Below are 16,625 nucleotides of genomic sequence, written 5' to 3'. Positions count from 1 at the left end.
GCGGCGGGCAGAGACAGGCGGGCCCTGCTGCGGTACGGAGCCGTGGGCGGGGTCGGTGCGATGGCGGCCAGCCTGACGGGGCCCGGCGTCGCCATGGCCGACAGTGCGGGGCGTGAGCCGTCGAAGCGGTTCGCGCGCGGCGCCGCCCGGATGAAGGAGATCGCCGGGGAGGACGCCCTCGCCACGGTGGAGGCGCTGGAGGACATCGCCCCGGATCTGGGCCGCTTCGTGGTCGAGTTCGCCTACGGGGATGTGCACGCGCGGCCCGGACTCGACGTACGGCAGCGGCAGTTGGTGACCATCGGCGCGCTCACCGCCGCCGGGGACACCGCCCCGCAACTGCGGTTCCACATCGGTGCGGCCCTGCACGTCGGGCTGGACGCGGCGCAGGTGGTGGAGGCGCTGATCCACCTGGTGCCCTTCGTGGGGTTCCCGCGGGCGCTCAACGCGGTGGCCGCCGCGCGGACCGTGTTCGAGGAGCGCGGGGTGGACGTCCGGCCGATCGAGGTGGAGGCCGGCGGGAACCGCTATGCGCGCGGCGAGGCCAAGCTGCGGGAGGTCGACGGCGAGCACGGCATCGAGGTGATCGAGTCGCTGAACGACGTGGCGCCGGACCTCGGCCGGTACATCGTCGAGTTCGCCTTCGGGGACGTCTACCCACGGCCGGGACTCGACCTGCGGCAGCGGCAGTTGGTCACCCTGGGCGGACTGATCGCCCTCGGCGACACCGCACCCCAGCAGAAGGTGCACTTCAACGCCGCGCTCAGGGTCGGCCTCGCACCCCGGCAGGTGATCGAAACGGTCATCCAGACCGTCCCGTACGCGGGCTTCCCCCGCGCGCTCAATGCCGTGGGCGTGGTGCGCGAGGTCTTCGAGGAGCGCGGGATCAGCCGCGTCTGACAGGGCCACTACCGGGGTTCGTCGGCCAGGACCCGGTCCTCGTCGGCGACACGGGCGGCGTGCCCTCGACTACCGTCGACCCCATGACCAGCTCCTCCCCCCTCGCCCAGGCCCTCGCCACCCGCCCCGTCGTCCTCGACGGCGGTATGTCCAACCAGTTGGAGTCCGCCGGGCACGATCTGAGCGACGAACTGTGGTCGGCCAGGCTGCTGGCCGAGCGGCCGGAGGCGATCACCGAGGCCCACCTGGCCTACTTCGAGGCGGGTGCGGACGTCGCGATCACCGCCAGCTACCAGGCCACGTTCGAGGGGTTCGCGAGGCGCGGGGTCGGGCGGGAACGGGCGGCCGGCCTGCTCGCCCTGAGCGTGGAGCTGGCCCGTGAGGCCGCGCGCCGGGCGGAGGCGGACCGGCCGCTGTGGGTGGCGGCGTCCGTCGGCCCCTACGGGGCGATGCTCGCCGACGGCTCCGAGTACCGCGGCCGGTACGGGCTGGGCGTGACCGAACTGGAGCGGTTCCACCGGCCCCGCCTCGAGGTGCTGGCCGCGGCCGGTCCGGACGTCCTGGCGCTGGAGACGGTCCCGGACGCCGACGAGGCCGCGGCGCTGCTGCGGGCGGTGCGCGGACTCGGTGTGCCGGCCTGGCTGTCGTACTCGATCTCCGGCGGCCGTACGCGCGCCGGTCAGCCGTTGGAGGAGGCGTTCGCCCTGGCCGCCGACGCGGAGGAGGTGATCGCGGTCGGGGTGAACTGCTGCGCCCCCGGGGACGTGGCGGCGGCGGTCGAGACCGCCGCCCGCGTGACCGGCAAGCCGGTGGTGGCGTATCCGAACAGCGGTGAGGCCTGGGACGCGGAGGCTCGCGCCTGGCGGGGGCGGTCCGGTTTCGCGCCCGCCGAGGTCCTCGGCTGGCGGGATTCCGGGGCGCGGCTGATCGGCGGCTGCTGCCGGGTGGGACCGGAGGCGATCCGCTCGGTCGCCCGGACGCTGACCACCGCGTAGGACGTCCCCTTCCCCACGGCCCCCTGCCGGTTTCCGGCGCCCGGCCGGGATCTGGCCGACCGGCGCGCCCGGGGTCAGCGTCGGCGGACGGCGCCGGGCAGGCGCAGTCGTCGTACGACCGACCGCAGTTCTGTGCCGCGCAGGGGCGGGCCCTCGGTGGAGTCCGCGGTGGGGTCCGGGGCGGTCTCGTCGGCCTCCCACAGGGCCAGTTCCCGGTCCCGTGGGCCGTGCGCGGTGTACGGTTCGCCCTCGCCGAAGATGCGCACCGGGTGCGAGGTGTCCCACCGCTCCCAGCCGGGGTCACCGTCCCGCGCGAAGCGCACCCACGCCCCGTGCATCGCCCGCGACAGCTCCTTCGGCGCGCCCTGACCGGCCAGTTTCTCGGACTCGGGGGCGTCGCCGGTGTCGAAGACGAAGCCGAGTTCCAGGGCGTGGCAGGCGCCGAGGCCGGGCAGGTTGGAGGGCCAGGCGAACTCGTAGACGTACGAGGTGTCGGGGCGGGCGTCGGCCAGGCGGTGCAGCGGCCGGCGCAGCAGGTGGTCGGTGACCAGCTGGCCGACGAGCTCGGCGGTGCCGGCGTCGGGGTGCAGGGCGCGGTAGCCGCGGGGCACCTCGGCGCCGCAGTGGCAGCGGGCCATGGCCCCGGCCAGCGCGACCGGCCCGAGCCGGTCGATGCGCTCCAGGAGGCCGCCGGGCACCAGCCACAGCCGGTACTCGTCACGCGTCCAGCCCGTCATCAGATCGACCCCGCGGGCGGCCCCGCCCTCGGCCAGCGCCTCCAGCGGGTCGCACGGCACCAGGTCCCCGTCCTCGACGATCCCGAACGCGGGCCCGCCGAGCACCGGGCTGCTGAGCCTGCCCACGTCGGCCTGGGTGCGCAGCAGCAGCTCGCGGTCGACCTCGGCGAAGGCCGCCGCGGTGGCGGGGACCTTGAGCCGGGTCGCCATCCGGCGCACCATGCGCCGCACCTTGTCGCGTTCGGCGGCCTCGGGCGGCCCGCTCTGCAGGATCGCGCGCCGCACCAGGCCCTGGGCCTGCGGGGCGGCCAGCAGCGCCCCGGCACTGATGGCTCCGGCGGACTGCCCGCCCAGGGTGACCCGGCCGGGGTCGCCGCCGAAGGCCCCGATCGAGGCGTGCACCCACTCCAGGGCGGCGAGCTGGTCGCGCAGCCCTGGGTTGGCCGGGGCGTCCGGGAACAGTCCGTAGCCCTCGACGCCCAGCCGGTAGTTCACCGAGACGAACACGACCCCGTCCCGGGCGAAGGCCCGCCCGTCGTACACCGGCACGGCCGAGGAACCCCTGGTCAGAGCCCCGCCGTGCAGCCACACCAGGACCGGCAGCCGGGCCTCCGGGTCCGGTTCGGGCGTCCACACGTTGAGGTTGAGGCAGTCGTCACCGGGCACCACCGGGTCGGACAGGTACTGCGCGAACGCCTCGGAGTACGGCGGTTTCGGCGCCGTGGGCCCGAAGGCTCCCGCGTCGCGCACGCCGTCCCAGGGTTCCGGCGGCAGGGGCGGCCGGAACCGGCGGGGGCCGAAGGGCGGGGCCGCGTACGGGATCCCCCGGAACACGGCGACGCCCTGCTCGTACCTGCCGCGTACGGCCCCGTGGGGGGTTGTGACCACAGGATTCGTCCGGTCCGCCGGCATCCGCCCACCAGCCCTTCGTCACGCACCTGCACCGTTCATCCCAGAGCACCACAGTGCGCCGGTGTATTCCGGCGCGGGGCGTCGACGCTCGGCTGTTCGGCGTACGTGAGCGTGCCGAATCCAGCCGGCGGAAGCCCCCACTGATCAACAACCGTCCTCCTCACCGATTGACCACCGTTTCCCGGCAGATCTACGGTAGAAGGCGCTTTCTAAAGGTGCTTCAAGGCGTTTCAAGGCGTTCCCCCATTCCGCTCAACGTGTCAGGAGACCCATGCCCAGCCCTCACCCGCCGCGGGCCGTCTTCGCGTTGGATCCGGTACACCTCCCCCTCCTGTTCCCCCCGCCGCTCATGGACCGCCTGCGCCGGGCGGCCGACCTCGATCCGGCCCTCGTCGTACGGGACTTCGCCGACCCGGCGGCGGCCGGAGCGCTCGCCGAGGCCGAGGTGCTGATCACCGGCTGGGGCTGTCCGCACCTGGACGCCGACGCCCTCGCCGCCGCGCCCCGGCTGCGTACCGTCCTGCACGCCGCGGGCTCCGTGCGCTCCCTCATCGGCGAGGCCGTGTGGGAACGCGGGATCACCGTGTCCAGCGCGGTCACCGGCAACGCGCTGCCCGTCGGGGAGTACACGCTCGCCATGATCCTGCTCGCCGGGAAGGACGCGTTCACGCATCGCGAGCGGTTCCGCGGCACGCACGCGTACCCCTCCCACGCCGAGACGGCCCACACCGGGAATGTAGGACGCCGGGTGGGCATCATCGGCGCCTCCCGGGTGGGGCGGCGGGTGCTGGAGCTGCTGCGGCCGTTCGACTTCACGGTGCTGCTGCACGACCCGTACGTGAGCGCCGCCGAGGCCACCGCGCTGGGGGCGCAACTGGTGCCCCTGGAGGAGCTGTTGAGCCGCAGCGACATCGTGAGCCTGCACGCGCCCGACATCCCCGAGACCTACCGGATGCTGGACCGCGAACGGCTCGCCCTCATCCGGGACGGAGGCGTACTGATCAACACCTCCCGGGGCGCCCTGATCGACCCCGACGCCCTGACCGACGAACTGGTGTCGGGCCGGCTGCACGCGGTGCTCGACGTCACCGAACCCGAGCCGCTCCCCGCCGACTCCCCGCTGTACCACCTGCCCAACGTCGTCCTCACCCCGCACATCGCCGGCTCACTCGGCAACGAACTGGAGCGCCTGGGCCGGATCGTGGTGGAGGAACTGGAGCGCTGGCGCACCAACACCCCCCTCACCCATGAGGTACGGCACGCGGACCTGGCCAGAGTGGCATGACCCCCCGCCCCGGACGCCCCCGCCCCAGGGCACAGGCCCACCCACGGCCGCTGTCCCCAGGCAACCGGCCGGAAGGGAGTCGAAGGGGCGCGCCGGTGTCGAGGGCACGAGCGCGCGGAGGCGCGAAGCGCTGAGCACGGTCGTGCCCTCGACACCGGCACAGAGCGCTCCGTAGGCGACCGACCCAACAAGCAGATTGGTGGTTCCCGATGGTCCGCACGGGGAGTGCGAGCATGACGGCCGGGCCGACCCTTGCGGTCGTCGCGCGCGAGGCGGGGGTGTCCGTGCCGACCGCTTCCAAGGTCGTCAACGGCCGCGAGGACGTCGCTCCCGAGACGCGCCGGCGTGTCATCGAGGCGCTGGACCGGCTCGGTTACGTGCGCAGACCCCGCTTCGACGCGGTCAGAACACCCGGCCTCGTCGACCTCGTCGTGCACGCGCTGGACACGTCCTGGTCCGGGGCCGTCCTGCACGGAGTGGAGGCGGCGGCGCGCGACGCCGGTCTCGACGTGGTCGTCTCGGCCGCGCTGCCCCGGACCGCCGGCGGCCGCCCCGAACGCGGCTGGCTGGACAAGCTCACCGCCCGCGGCTCCTCCGGCGTGCTGTTCAACCTGGCCGAACTCTCGCAGTCGCAATACACCTGGCTTGAGCACCACCGCATCCCGTTCGTGATGATCGACCCGGTCGTCGAACCGCCGCCGGGCGTGGTCTCGGTGGGCGCGGCGAACTGGCAGGGCGGGGTGACCGCCACGGAACATCTGCTGTCCCTGGGCCACGAGCGCATCGCGGTGATCGCCGGCCCCCGGCGCACGATGTCCAGCAGCGCGAGAATCGCCGGCTATCGCTCGGCGCTCGCCTCCGCCGGTGTGCGGCACCGTCCGGAATACGTCCGGCACGCCGACTGCGACGAGGACTCCGCCCGCCATCGCATGCGGGACCTCCTGGACCTGCCCACTCCGCCCACGGCCGTCTTCGTCTGTTCGGACCGCATGGCCCTCGGCGTCTACGAGGCCCTCGCAGAACGGGGGTTGGCGGTGCCGGACGACATGAGTGTGGTGGGCTTCGACGACCTCCCGGAGGCCCGCTGGCTCACCCCCGCCCTGACGACCGTACGGCAGCCGTTGTCGGAAATGGCGGCGACGGCGCTGCGCTTGCTCGTGCGGATGAGCGACGGGGATCGGCCGGAGAGTACGCGGACGGAGTTGTCGACGAGGTTGGTGGAGCGGAGGAGTACGTCTCCCTGCAAGTGAGCCCTTCCCCACCGGCGGGAAGCGCTGTGTCCCCCCTCATCCCTGCCACACCTCGGCCACCGCGGGAGCCGCCGCCCGCGCCTGGGCGTAGCCGGCGCGGGCGCCGGCCGGTCTGCGGCCGTCGTCCGCCAGGTTGCGGCCCATCGCGCGGCGTGCGGCGCGGTCCGGAGCCAGCACGGTGACACGCGTTCCGCCGTCGATCAGCTCCGCGGCCTGCCGCGAGGCGCGGTCGCCGCGGACGCCTGGCGCCGCCCCCTCACCCTGCTCCTCGACGCCCTGCGCGCCAACCCGGCCGCGCCCCCGCTGCCCGCGCCGCCCCTCACGTCCGACCAGCTCGGCGAGGTGCTCCTCAACCTGGGCCCGCACGGGCGGCATTGACCGGTCACGTCGCGTTCGACGTGTCCGTTTCCTTCAAGACGCGTGGTGGGGCCGCTGCCTACAGTGGCCGCATGACTCCACGTATCGACGCCTTCGCCCTGGTGGTCTCCGACATGGCGGCCGCCGTCGCCTTCTACCGCCGCCTCGGCTTCGACTTCCCGGAGGGGGCCGAGGCCGAGTCGCACGCCGAGGCTCCGCTGCCCGGCGGGCTGCGGCTGATGCTGGACACCGAGGAGATGGTCCGCTCCCTCACCCCCGACTGGCGTCCGCCCTCCGGCGACGGCCGGCACTCCCTGGCCCTGCTGTGCGACAGCCCGGCCGAGGTGGACGCGGTCTACGAGGAACTCGTCGGCATGGGACACCACGGGGAACTCAAGCCCTGGGACGCCTTCTGGGGCCAGCGGTACGCGGTCGTCCACGACCCGGACGGCAACGGCGTCGACCTGTTCGCCCCGCTACCCGCGTCCGAGTAGCGTCCCCAGCGGCACCCCCGCCAACTGCTTGACCTCCCGGGCCAGATGGGCCTGGTCGGCGAATCCGGCGCGGGCCGCGGTGTCCGCGAACGGGACGCCGCCGCGGGCCAGTTCAAGGGCCCGTTGCAGCCGCAGGATCCGGGCCAGCGTCTTGGGGCCGTAGCCGAAGGCGACCAGGCTGCGCCGGTGCAACTGGCGTGCGCCGAGGCCGAGTTCGTCGGCGACGGCGGCGACGGGGCGGCCCGAGCCGAGGGCGGTCACCAAGTGGTGCAGCTGCGGGTCGGGCGGCTGCGCACGCTCCAGGACCGCGTCTTCGAGGGCGGTCATCGGGTCGGGGGCGCCCGCGACCCGGTCACGCAGCCGTCGTACCTCCCCGGCGGGCCAGAGGTCCGTGAGGTCCACCCGCCGGTCGCGCACCTCGTGCGCGGGCACCCCGAGGAAGCCGGGCGCGGCTCCGGGGAAGAAGCGCAGCCCGGTCCAGTCGCCGCCCTCGCCGTCGCTGACGTGCGCCCGCGTGTCGGGCCCGGCGACCAGCAGCCGCTCACGGTGCCAGAGCAGGTCCATGCAGCCGTCGGGCAGCACCCGTCCGGCACCGGAAGGGGTGTTGGTCCAGACGACGGCACCGGTCAGCCGGGAGGCGCGCTCGGTGTACACGGCTGGGTTCCCCTCTCCCGATGGGCCTGCGGGCTCACCCCGTACACCCGCTTGAACGCGCTGGACAGGGCGAACGCGCTGCCGTACCCCACTTGGCGGGCGATCGTCTCGAGCGTCGCGTCGGTGTCCCGCAGCGCGTCCGCCGCCAGCGCGAGCCGCCACCCCGTCAGGTACGTCATCGGCGGCTCCCCCACCAGCTCGGTGAAGCGTCTGGCCAGGGCGGCCCGTGACACGCCCGCCTTGGCGGCGAGGGACGACACGGTCCAGGGGTGGGCGGGGTCGTCCTGGACGAGGCGCAGCACGCGGCCGACCACGGGGTCGGCCAGCGCCCGGTACCAGGCCGGCGCCGCTGCCTCCGGCCGGGAGAACCAGGTCCGCAGCGCGGCGATGACCAGCAGGTCGAGCAGCCGGTCCAGGACGACCTCCTGGCCCGGCTCGTCGCGGACGATCTCCTCCATGAGGTACGGCGTGAGCGGGCAGTCACAGGTCTCGGCCGGGAGCGTCAGCAGCGGCGGCAGCGCGTCCAGCAGCCGCCCGCTGACCTCCCCCTGCCACCGGTACGTGCCGATCAGCATCACGACCGAGCCGTCGAGCCGGTCGCCCCAGGAGCGCACCCCGAGGTCCATGGAGCCGTTGAGGGGGCGGCCGTCGGGGTAGGAGCACTCGGCGCCCGGCAGGATCACCGCCTGCGGGGGCGTCTCGGGATCGTCGCCACAGGTGTACGGGGCGGGGCCGCGCGCGATGGCGAGGTCACCGGGGCCGAGCAGCACCCGCTCCCCCGCGTCCGGCACGACCCACGCCTCGCCCCGGATCATGACCATGACCGTCAGCGGGGCGCGGTCCTCGACGCGCACGGACCACGGCGGGTCGAAGCAGGCGCGGATCATGTGCGCGCCGCGCGCGCGTGGGCCCTCCAGAAGCCCGGCCAGAGCGTCCATTGCGCCAGCGTAGACGCTCGCGCATGGAGACGAGCCTTTGGACGATGGGGTCCCGGGGCGTACGGCCGTTGACTGGGGGCATGGCAGACAACACGACGAACATGACAGTGGTGGTGACCGGCGCCTCGGGCCGTACCGGGAGCCGCGTGGCCCGGGCGGCGCGGGCGGCCGGTATGGACGTACGGGAGGCGTCCCGGGCCACCGGCTTCGACTGGGAGGACCCTACGACCTGGGCGGAAACCCTGCGCGACGCGGACGCGGCCTATCTGATGCACCCGGCCGACGTCGGCGCACCGGCGGCGACCGAGGGCGTCGGGGCGCTGGCCGCGGAGGCGGTGGGGCTCGGCGTACGGCGGCTGGTGCTGCTGTCGGGGCGCGGCGAGGAGCAGGCGCTGCCGACGGAGGCGGCGCTCCGGGATTCGGGGGCGGACTGGACGGTCGTACGGGCCGCCTGGTTCTCGCAGAACTTCAGCGAGGGGCCGCTGGTGGCGGGGTTGCGCGAGGGGGAGCTGGTGTTCCCGGCGGGCGAGGTGGAGGAGCCGTTCATCGACGTGCGGGACATCGCGGACGTCGTGGTGGCCGCCCTGGCGTCCGGGGGCCGGTACGTGAAGCGGACGCTGGAGATCACCGGGCCGCGGCTGCTGTCGTTCCGGCAGGCGGTCGCTGAGGTGTCGGCGGCCGCGGGCCGGGAGCTGACGTACACACCGGTGCCGGCGCGGGCGTACGGCGAGGCGCTGGCCGGTTTCGGGGTGCCGCCGGAGGAGGCGGCGTTCCTGGTGGAGGTGTTCGAGGGGCTGCTGGACGGCCGCAACGCGCATCTCACCGACGGTGTCCGCGAGGTGCTGGGCCGCCCGCCGCGCGACTTCGCGGACTTCGCGCGGGAGGCCGCGGCGGCGGGGGTCTGGGAGGTCTGACACCTGTCCGGGTCCCGGCCCGCCCAGTGCCTGCGGGGCGGACCGGCCGAGGGGGCGGTCCCGTCGGCGGGCAGCCCGCCCCCGGCCACGGCCGGCGGGTCGAGCCGTGGGGCCCGGGGCCGGCCCTCATGGCTTCAGGCGCGGCGGGCCCGCCAGAGCCATGCCGCCGTGACGGTCAGCAGGGCGAACGTGACCAGGTTGGCCAGGAGGGCCGGGCCGTCGCCCGAAGGGCCACTGCCGGCGGAAATCCAGATGCTGATGGCGACGGTCGGCAGGACGGCGGCGATCAGGACGCCGGTGGTCTTCTGGACAGGGGTCCAGTGCACCGAGGTACAGAGCAGCACCGCCCCGACGACGCGGAACAAGGTGCTGCAGAACTGTGCGGCGGGAACGCCGGGGAGGGCCACCGCGACGAGGAACGGCAGGGTGAGCATCAGGAGCGGGACCAAGGGGTGCACCTTGCCGCGCCGGGCGGGTGCGCCGGCACCGCTCGGGGCCGGGGCCGCGGTCCCCGCCTCGGCCAGTGCCGTCGCCGCGATCGCGCGCGGGTCGCCCAGCTGCGCCAGGATCTCGCCGATCGTGGCCTCGGGGCGTTCGGTGCGCGTCACCTCGATGTGTTCGGCGAGGTCGGCGAGGAGTTCCTGGCGACGGTCGGCGGGGAGTGCGGAGCCCTCGCGCTCGACGGCGGAGAGGTAGTCGCGTACGGGGTCGGCAGAGGTCTTCATGCGGATTCTCCGGTGGCAGGGTGCGGGGTGGCCAGGAAGGCGTCGACGGCGCCCCGGAAGCCGGGCCAGACGTGGGTGAACTCGTCGAGCGCGGCCCGGCCGCTGTCGGTGAGCGCGTAGTAACGACGGGGTGGACCGGAGGCGGACTCCTGCCAGGTCGTGGTGACCAGGTCGTCGCGGCGGAGCCGGGAGAGCAGCGGGTAGACCGTGCCCTGGCTGGTGGCCAGGGCACCGGAGTCCTCCAGGGCGCGGAGGAGTTCCACGCCGTAGCGCGGGCGGTCGCGCATCAGGGCGAGCACGCAGTACTCCAGGACGCCCTTGCGCAGTTGGGCGGCCGCCCGGGCCTGCTTGGTCGAATCACCTGGTTCCATGCGATGCAAGATACCTGACGAGGCAAGTGGGGCGGACGGAGGGGGCCCCTCGACCCGTCAGGCCGGTGGTCCCGGCGCCGACGGACCGTGGGCCCGCCCGGCCGCGATCAGGCGGGCGGCCGGGCGGGCCCACTGATCGGACGCGGCTTCCGGGTGGTCTCAGGGACCGTCGTTCTTGTGCGGGGGGTGCGTGCTCTTCACATGGGTGCGCAGGCGTGACGTGACGTCCTCGGGGGGCAGGAAGCGGGACCAGCGCTCCGGGAACTCCGAGGGCATGTCCGGGTCGCCCAGGTCGTCCAGGTCGTCCGGGTCGTCCGGGTCCTCGTGGGCGGCCTCCCGGTGGGCGGCGGCCCGGGCCACGTACTCGGCGACCTGGGCCTCGCGCAGCCGCTCGTTGGCGGCGCGGGCCGCCGCCGTGGCGGCGGCCGGCCACACCCGGTCGATCGCGGCGTTGACCGCGGCCCCGACGAGGACGGCGAACGCGGACACGCCGATCCACAGCAGTACGGCGACGGCGGCGGCCAGCGAGCCGTAGATCGTGGCGCCCTCGACCGTGTTGGTCAGGTAGATGCGCAGCAGGAAGCTGCCGAGCACCCACATGCCGAGGGCGACCAGGGCTCCGGGCACGTCCTCGATCCAGGGCGAGCGCACCGGCACGGACACGTGGTAGAGCGTCGTCAGGAAGGCGATGGAGAGCAGGATGACGACGGGCCAGTACAGGACCTGGACGAGCGTCTCCGACCAGGGCAGGACGTTGAGGACGGCGTCCGGTCCCGCCACCATCAGCGGCAGCGCGATCGAGCCGATCACCAGGGCCACCAGGAACAGTACGAAGGCGACCAGCCGGGTCTTGACGATGCCGCGGACGCCGTCGAGGCCGTACATCACGGTGATGGTGTCGATGAAGACGTTCACCGCGCGCGAGCCCGACCACAGCGCGAACAGGAAGCCGATGGAGATGACGTCGGGGCGGCCGCCCTTCATGACGTCGTCGAGGATCGGCTGGGCGATCTGTCTGACGCCCTCGTCCGACAGGACCGTGCGGGAGGCCTCCAGCAGGTTGGCCTCCAGGCTGCTGATGGTGTCGGTGCCGGTCCAGTCGTCGACATAGCCGAGCAGGCCGATCATGCTCAGCAGCAGCGGCGGCACGGACAGCAGCGTGAAGAAGGCCGCCTCCGCGGCGAGGCCCAGGATCCGGTACTCGATGCACGAGTTGACGGTGTCCTTGAGCAACAGCCAGGCGGTCCTGCGTTTCGAGACGTTCCGGTAGAGGGCCCGTGCCCGGTGGAGACGGCCGGAGGGCCTCTGAGGGGTTTCACTTGCTGGCTGCACGTCCTAACGGTATCCGCCGTCCGGCCTGCGGTGGTCCCGCCGGGGGCCGCCGCGTCGGCGGTGTGACCGCCCTGAGACGGAAGGGTAGGTTCACAGACATGGCAGGCAGCACCCACACCGTGACGAACCAGCCCCCGCCCCTGGTCGGATACGACGTCTACGGCGCCGACCGCGCGCTGACCGAGGCGGTCGAACGGCACCTCGCCCCCGAGCTGCTGGCGGAGGCCCACGGCGACCTCTGCGCGCTGGGGCGGTCGGCCGGTTCGGCGCAGTTGCAGGAGTGGGCCGCGCAGGCGAACGAGAACCCGCCGCGGCTGCGCACGCACGACCGCTACGGCAACCGGGTCGACGAGGTCGACTTCCATCCGGCCTGGCACCGGCTGCTCGGCAAGGGTGTCGCCGCGGGACTGACCTCGGCCTGGACCCGGCCGGGCGGGCATGTGCGGCGGGCGGCCGGTTTCCTGGTGTGGACGCAGGTCGAGGCGGGCAACGGCTGTCCGCTGTCCATGACGCACGCCGCCGTGCCCGCGCTGCGCGCCGACCCGGAGTCGGCCGCCACGTGGGAGCCGCTGCTGACGTCCACGGTCTACGACCGTGGGCTCAGGCCCGTGGGCGAGAAGGCGGGGGCGCTGCTCGGGATGGCCATGACCGAGAAGCAGGGCGGCAGCGACGTACGCGCGAACACGACCGTCGCGCGGCGCCTGCCCGACGGCGGGTCCTACGAGCTGACCGGGCACAAGTGGTTCTGCTCGGCGCCGATGTCGGACGGCTTCCTGGTACTGGCGCAGGCGCCGGAGGGGTTGACCTGCTTTCTGGTGCCGCGGGTGCTCGACGACGGCTCGCGGAACACCTTCCGCATCCAGCGGCTCAAGGACAAGCTCGGCAACCGGTCGAACGCGTCGGCCGAGGTGGAGTTCGCCGGGACGTGGGCGCGCCGGGTGGGCGAGGAGGGGCGCGGGGTGCGCACGGTCATCGAGATGGTGGCGGCGACCCGGCTGGACTGCGTGCTGGGCTCGGCGGGGCTGATGCGGCAGGCCGTCGCCCAGGCCGTGCACCACTGCACCCACCGCGAGGCGTTCGGCGGGAAGCTCGTCGACAAGCCGCTGATGCGCAACGTGCTGGCCGACCTGGCGCTGGAGTCCGAGGCGGCGACCGCGCTCGGGCTGCGGCTCGCCGCGGCCTACGACGACGGCGGCGAGCAGGAGCGGGCGCTCCTGCGGATCGCGGTGCCGGCCGCCAAGTACTGGGTGACCAAGCGCTGTACGCCGGTGGCGGTGGAGGCGGCCGAGTGCCTGGGCGGCAACGGGTACGTCGAGGAGTCCGGAATGCCCCGGCTGGTACGGGAGTCCCCCCTGAACTCGATCTGGGAGGGCGCCGGCAACGTCCAGGCCCTGGACGTGCTGCGGGCGTTGCGGCGGGAGCCCCTGGCCCTGAACGCCTACCTCCAGGAGGTCGGCCGGGCCCGCGGCGCCGACCACCGCCTGGACGCGGCCATCAAGGACCTCCTGACCGAGCTGGCCGACCTGGAGGGCATCGAGGCCCGGGCGAGGCGCCTCACGGAACGGCTGGCGCTGGTCCTGCAGGGTTCGCTGCTGGTCCGCTTCGCGCCCCCGGAGGTGGCCGACGCGTTCTGCGCGTCGAGGCTGAGTGCCGAGGGCGGCGCGGCTTTCGGAACACTTCCGCACAGCTTGGATCTGGCGTCGATCGTGGATCGGGCCGGGCCGCAGGCCTGACCGAGGGGCGCGGGGCGGCATCGGCATGCGGCTCCGCCGCGTGGCGGCGACAAGCCCCCACGCCGCCGCGGACGCCGACGCCCCCGCGGACGCCGACGCCCCCGCGGACGCCGACTCCGACTCCGACGCCGACACACCGGAACGACGAAGGGTGGTGCTGCGCCGACACGGCACCACCCTTCGCACTGGCCCGTTCGAGGCCGCGAACGCCGCCCGGGGCGGCGTCGCTCAAGTCTCGATCAGGCCAAGCCGGACCACCAGGGTTGCAGGGGGTTGCAACTTGCCGTGCGCTATGGGCGGAGTGGGCCCCTCCGCCCGAGGGCGGGCGGCACCATGAAAACGAACAGCCGACCAGTACAGGGCGACGTCCGGGAGGACCAGTGGCGCTCTCACCGATGAACGTGTCGCAACTGGCCGCCGTCGACGCGGCCCGTGCGGCGCGGGTGCTCAACGACGTGCGCGACGCCACGCTTTCGGGCCGCCGCGGGCCGGTCGCGCCGCGTCCCGTGATCGAGGAGTCCTGGGGGCGGATGCTCCGCAGCGGCGTGGACCCCGAGCACGACTTCAGGTCGGGGCTGCTGTCCCGCGAGGAGGTGCAGCGGCGCCGGGAGGCGACCCCGCTGCGCCATGTGCTGCCGGTGCTGCGCGAGGGGCTGCTCGCGGTCGCGGACGTCGCCCACCACATCATGGTGGTGGCCGACGAGGACGGCCGGGTGCTGTGGCGCGAGGGCAGTGCGCCGGTGCTGCGCAAGGCCGACGGGCTCGGGTTCGAACTCGGTGCCGACTGGCGGGAGGACGTCGTGGGCACCAACGGGGTGGGCACACCGGCGGTGGTGCGCCGGCCGGTCCAGGTGTTCGCCGCGGAGCACTTCGTGCGCACGCACACCAGTTGGACCTGCGCGGGCGCCCCGATCACCGACCCGCGGGACGGGCGGCTGCTCGGCGTGGTGGACATCAGCGGTCCGCTGGAGACCATGCATCCGGCCACCCTGGCCTGGGTGGACTCGGTGGCCAAGCTCGCGGAGGCCCGGCTGCGCGAGCTGCACGTGAACGCGCTGGAGCGGCTGCGCGCGGTGGCGGCGCCGGTGCTGTCCCGGCTCACCGGGCGGGCGCTGGTGGTGGACCGGGACGGCTGGACCGCCGCGGTGACCGGATGGCCGTACACCGACCGGATCACGCTGCCCAAGTCGCTGTCGCCGGGCCGCCGGTGGCTGCCGCCGCTCGGGGTGTGCGCGGTGGAGCCGCTGGCGGGCGGCTGGCTGCTGCGGCCGGCCGAGGAGCCGGAGTCGGGCGGGGGGCGGCGGATCGTGCTGGACCTGTCGCAGCGGCGCCGCTGGTCGTTGACGGTGTTGGGGGGCGCAGGCGACTGGAGCCGGGAACTCAGCCCCCGGCACGCCGAGTTGCTCTATCTGCTGGCCCTGCACCGCTCCGGGATCAGCGCGGCGGGCCTGGCGCGGGAGATGTTCGGCGACCCCGGCCGCACGGTGACGGTGCGGGCCGAGATGTCCCGGGTACGGCGCTACCTCGGAGAACTGCTGGAACACCGGCCGTACCGTTTCCGCGAGGACACGGAGATCGAGGTCCTGCTCCCGGACGACCCCCTGCACCTGCTGCCGCACTCGACGGCACCGGGCGTGAGGGCCCGGCGCGGCACTCCCTGACGTGCCTCAGTAGCATCTTCCGCACAATTGCGGGGTCTTCGTCCCCGACCGCACCGTACTGCCGTAGCATCCCCTACGGGCCACCCCACCTGCTCCTCGGTCAACGTACGGATCATCAGGCGCAGTTGGCCCGCCTCGGGAGGACCATATGAAGCATCGCGGGAGACATCGCCGGCGCAAGCGGGGCCGTGCGCTGCGTGGCGTGCTGGCCGGGACCGCCCTTGCGCTCACCGCCGCCGCCACCATGATCAGCGCTTCGCAGGCCACGGTCGACGAGGACCCCGGGGCGCTGGACCGGATCACCTCCGCCACCGAGCTCGACACCCTGCGGCTGCACGAGGACCTCGTGCCGGACCGGGACCTGAACCGGCTGACCGCGGCGATGGGCCGTACCGTCGGTGTCCGTGCCGTGCTCGACGACGCCGACCGCTCCCTGCGGAACGCCGGGGACTGCACGGACGCCGAGCGGGAGGCGCTGCCCGTCGCACCGGCCGCCGACCACGCGTACTGCTGGGACGCCGCCGACACCCGTTCCTGGCGCGCCGGGGCGGTCACCACCTCCGGGGACGCGGACGACGACGGGATGTGGGGCGAGCAGCGTGTGGTGCTGTCCGCCTGGTCCCGGGAGAACCTCTCGCGCGTCGCGTTCATCGACGCCACCGACCCCGACCGCCTGCGCTACACATGGGTGCTGCTCGCCGTCCCCACCGCCGACGGCAGCGACTACCGCGCGCTCCCCTCGCCCGTCTCCGGCATGGTCTGGTACCAGGACAAGCTGCTGGTCACCGCCTCCGGGGGGCTGTACGTCTACGATCTGCACCGCATCCAGCGCGCCACCGTCGACAGCGCGGCGGTCGGCCGGGCGCACGGCGGCTGGTCGGCGCACGGCGCCCGGTTCGTGCTGCCGGCGGTCGGCGCGTACCGGGGGGCCCGCCCCACCGGCCTCTCCCTGGACCGCAGCACCGCCCCCGACAGCCTGGTGGCGAGCGGCGGCGACCGGCTGTGGCGGTACGCCTTCAGCAAGGACCCGGACCGCACCGGCCTGCTCGCCACCGGCCGGGCCGACGAGGCGTACCGGACGGACGCGGCCGGCCTCGCGGGCGTCCTGTCCTACGGCTCCCGCTGGTACGTGAGCGACAGCGCAGGGCCGTCGCAGGAGCGGGGCTCGCTGTGGCGGCAGAACGCGAGCGGCGCCGAGACCGCCCGGTGCGAGCCGTACGGGACGCACCGCTGCTGGAGTCCGGCGACGGCGTCCCTGTCCTACTCGGAGGCGACCGGCGAGGTCTGGTCGCAGTCGGGCCGGACCCTGTTTTCGCTGGGACTGAACACGATCGACAGCGCACTGGAGTAGATGATTCCCTGGTCGG

Annotated in this window: 16 protein-coding genes; 9 read left to right on the top strand and 7 right to left on the bottom strand. The window is 74.0% G+C overall.

Annotated elements, in window-relative coordinates; all coding sequences use genetic code 11:
• Window positions 1-60: 60 nt before the first annotated feature.
• Both ICC28_RS07120 and mmuM read left to right on the top strand, forming a co-directional pair.
• Entirely contained in the window at window positions 61-900 is an 840-nt protein-coding gene (locus tag ICC28_RS07120; protein ID WP_223188454.1) for a carboxymuconolactone decarboxylase family protein, read from the top strand.
• Between the two features lie 83 nt (window positions 901-983).
• Complete coding sequence (gene mmuM, locus ICC28_RS07115) at window positions 984-1,895, top strand: homocysteine S-methyltransferase (protein ID WP_188287558.1); 912 nt, start codon at window positions 984-986, stop codon at window positions 1,893-1,895.
• A gap of 74 nt (window positions 1,896-1,969) precedes the next feature.
• Here mmuM and ICC28_RS07110 read toward each other — a convergent pair whose 3' ends face one another.
• The gene (locus ICC28_RS07110) at window positions 1,970-3,544 is read right to left on the bottom strand and encodes a carboxylesterase/lipase family protein (RefSeq protein WP_188287557.1); all 1,575 of its coding nucleotides are present in this window, start codon (window positions 3,542-3,544) and stop codon (window positions 1,970-1,972) included.
• A gap of 271 nt (window positions 3,545-3,815) precedes the next feature.
• Here ICC28_RS07110 and ICC28_RS07105 point away from each other — a divergent pair, with 271 nt between their 5' ends.
• Complete coding sequence (locus ICC28_RS07105; RefSeq protein ID WP_188287556.1) at window positions 3,816-4,829, top strand: hydroxyacid dehydrogenase; 1,014 nt, start codon at window positions 3,816-3,818, stop codon at window positions 4,827-4,829.
• Window positions 4,830-5,038: 209 nt separating this feature from the next.
• Window positions 5,039-6,079 (top strand): LacI family DNA-binding transcriptional regulator, encoded by a 1,041-nt coding sequence (locus ICC28_RS07100; RefSeq protein WP_188287555.1) that lies wholly within the window; start codon window positions 5,039-5,041, stop codon window positions 6,077-6,079.
• A 36-nt stretch (window positions 6,080-6,115) separates the two neighbouring features.
• On the opposite strand, the gene ICC28_RS41230 is transcribed toward ICC28_RS07100, so the two are convergent.
• Entirely contained in the window at window positions 6,116-6,445 is a 330-nt protein-coding gene (locus ICC28_RS41230) for a hypothetical protein (RefSeq protein ID WP_188287554.1), read from the bottom strand.
• A gap of 83 nt (window positions 6,446-6,528) precedes the next feature.
• Here ICC28_RS41230 and ICC28_RS07090 point away from each other — a divergent pair, with 83 nt between their 5' ends.
• Entirely contained in the window at window positions 6,529-6,930 is a 402-nt protein-coding gene (locus ICC28_RS07090) for a VOC family protein (protein ID WP_188287553.1), read from the top strand.
• Here the strand turns inward: ICC28_RS07090 and ICC28_RS07085 are convergent.
• Both ICC28_RS07085 and ICC28_RS07080 read right to left on the bottom strand, forming a co-directional pair.
• Window positions 6,913-7,584: a helix-turn-helix transcriptional regulator gene (locus ICC28_RS07085; protein WP_188287552.1), complete on the bottom strand. Its 672-nt coding sequence runs from the start codon at window positions 7,582-7,584 to the stop codon at window positions 6,913-6,915. The two genes, ICC28_RS07090 and ICC28_RS07085, sit on opposite strands and share 18 nt — an antisense overlap.
• Window positions 7,557-8,522: an AraC family transcriptional regulator gene (locus tag ICC28_RS07080; protein ID WP_188287551.1), complete on the bottom strand. Its 966-nt coding sequence runs from the start codon at window positions 8,520-8,522 to the stop codon at window positions 7,557-7,559. The genes ICC28_RS07085 and ICC28_RS07080 overlap by 28 nt, the downstream gene beginning before the upstream one ends.
• A gap of 80 nt (window positions 8,523-8,602) precedes the next feature.
• Between ICC28_RS07080 and ICC28_RS07075 the strand changes: the two genes are divergently transcribed.
• The gene (locus ICC28_RS07075) at window positions 8,603-9,436 is read left to right on the top strand and encodes an NAD(P)H-binding protein (RefSeq protein ID WP_188287550.1); all 834 of its coding nucleotides are present in this window, start codon (window positions 8,603-8,605) and stop codon (window positions 9,434-9,436) included.
• A gap of 134 nt (window positions 9,437-9,570) precedes the next feature.
• On the opposite strand, the gene ICC28_RS07070 is transcribed toward ICC28_RS07075, so the two are convergent.
• The 3 genes from ICC28_RS07070 to ICC28_RS07060 form a co-directional block, all read right to left on the bottom strand.
• Window positions 9,571-10,161 carry an HAAS signaling domain-containing protein gene (locus tag ICC28_RS07070; RefSeq protein ID WP_188287549.1) on the bottom strand — a complete coding sequence of 197 codons (591 nt, stop codon included), beginning with the start codon at window positions 10,159-10,161 and terminating at the stop codon, window positions 9,571-9,573.
• Window positions 10,158-10,532, bottom strand: a complete 375-nt coding sequence (locus tag ICC28_RS07065; RefSeq protein WP_188287548.1) for a PadR family transcriptional regulator — start codon at window positions 10,530-10,532, stop codon at window positions 10,158-10,160. Before ICC28_RS07065 ends, ICC28_RS07070 begins: the two co-directional genes overlap by 4 nt.
• Before the next feature lie 159 nt (window positions 10,533-10,691).
• The gene (locus ICC28_RS07060) at window positions 10,692-11,864 is read right to left on the bottom strand and encodes a YihY/virulence factor BrkB family protein (protein WP_188287547.1); all 1,173 of its coding nucleotides are present in this window, start codon (window positions 11,862-11,864) and stop codon (window positions 10,692-10,694) included.
• A 98-nt stretch (window positions 11,865-11,962) separates the two neighbouring features.
• Here ICC28_RS07060 and ICC28_RS07055 point away from each other — a divergent pair, with 98 nt between their 5' ends.
• From ICC28_RS07055 to ICC28_RS07045, 3 genes are all read left to right on the top strand, one after another.
• Window positions 11,963-13,597 carry an acyl-CoA dehydrogenase family protein gene (locus tag ICC28_RS07055; protein ID WP_188287546.1) on the top strand — a complete coding sequence of 545 codons (1,635 nt, stop codon included), beginning with the start codon at window positions 11,963-11,965 and terminating at the stop codon, window positions 13,595-13,597.
• 380 nt (window positions 13,598-13,977) lie between these two features.
• Window positions 13,978-15,258, top strand: coding sequence for a GAF domain-containing protein (locus ICC28_RS07050; protein ID WP_188287545.1), 1,281 nt, complete (start codon window positions 13,978-13,980; stop codon window positions 15,256-15,258).
• 148 nt (window positions 15,259-15,406) lie between these two features.
• On the top strand, window positions 15,407-16,609 hold the full coding sequence (locus ICC28_RS07045) for a hypothetical protein (RefSeq protein WP_188287544.1): 1,203 nt from the start codon (window positions 15,407-15,409) through the stop codon (window positions 16,607-16,609).
• The last annotated feature ends 16 nt before the right edge of the window (window positions 16,610-16,625 follow it).

It is taken from the genome of Streptomyces sp. TRM68416, from assembly GCF_014596915.1.
In the GTDB taxonomy this organism is placed as follows: domain Bacteria; phylum Actinomycetota; class Actinomycetes; order Streptomycetales; family Streptomycetaceae; genus Streptomyces.
This window is presented reverse-complemented; position numbering and strand designations above follow the sequence as displayed.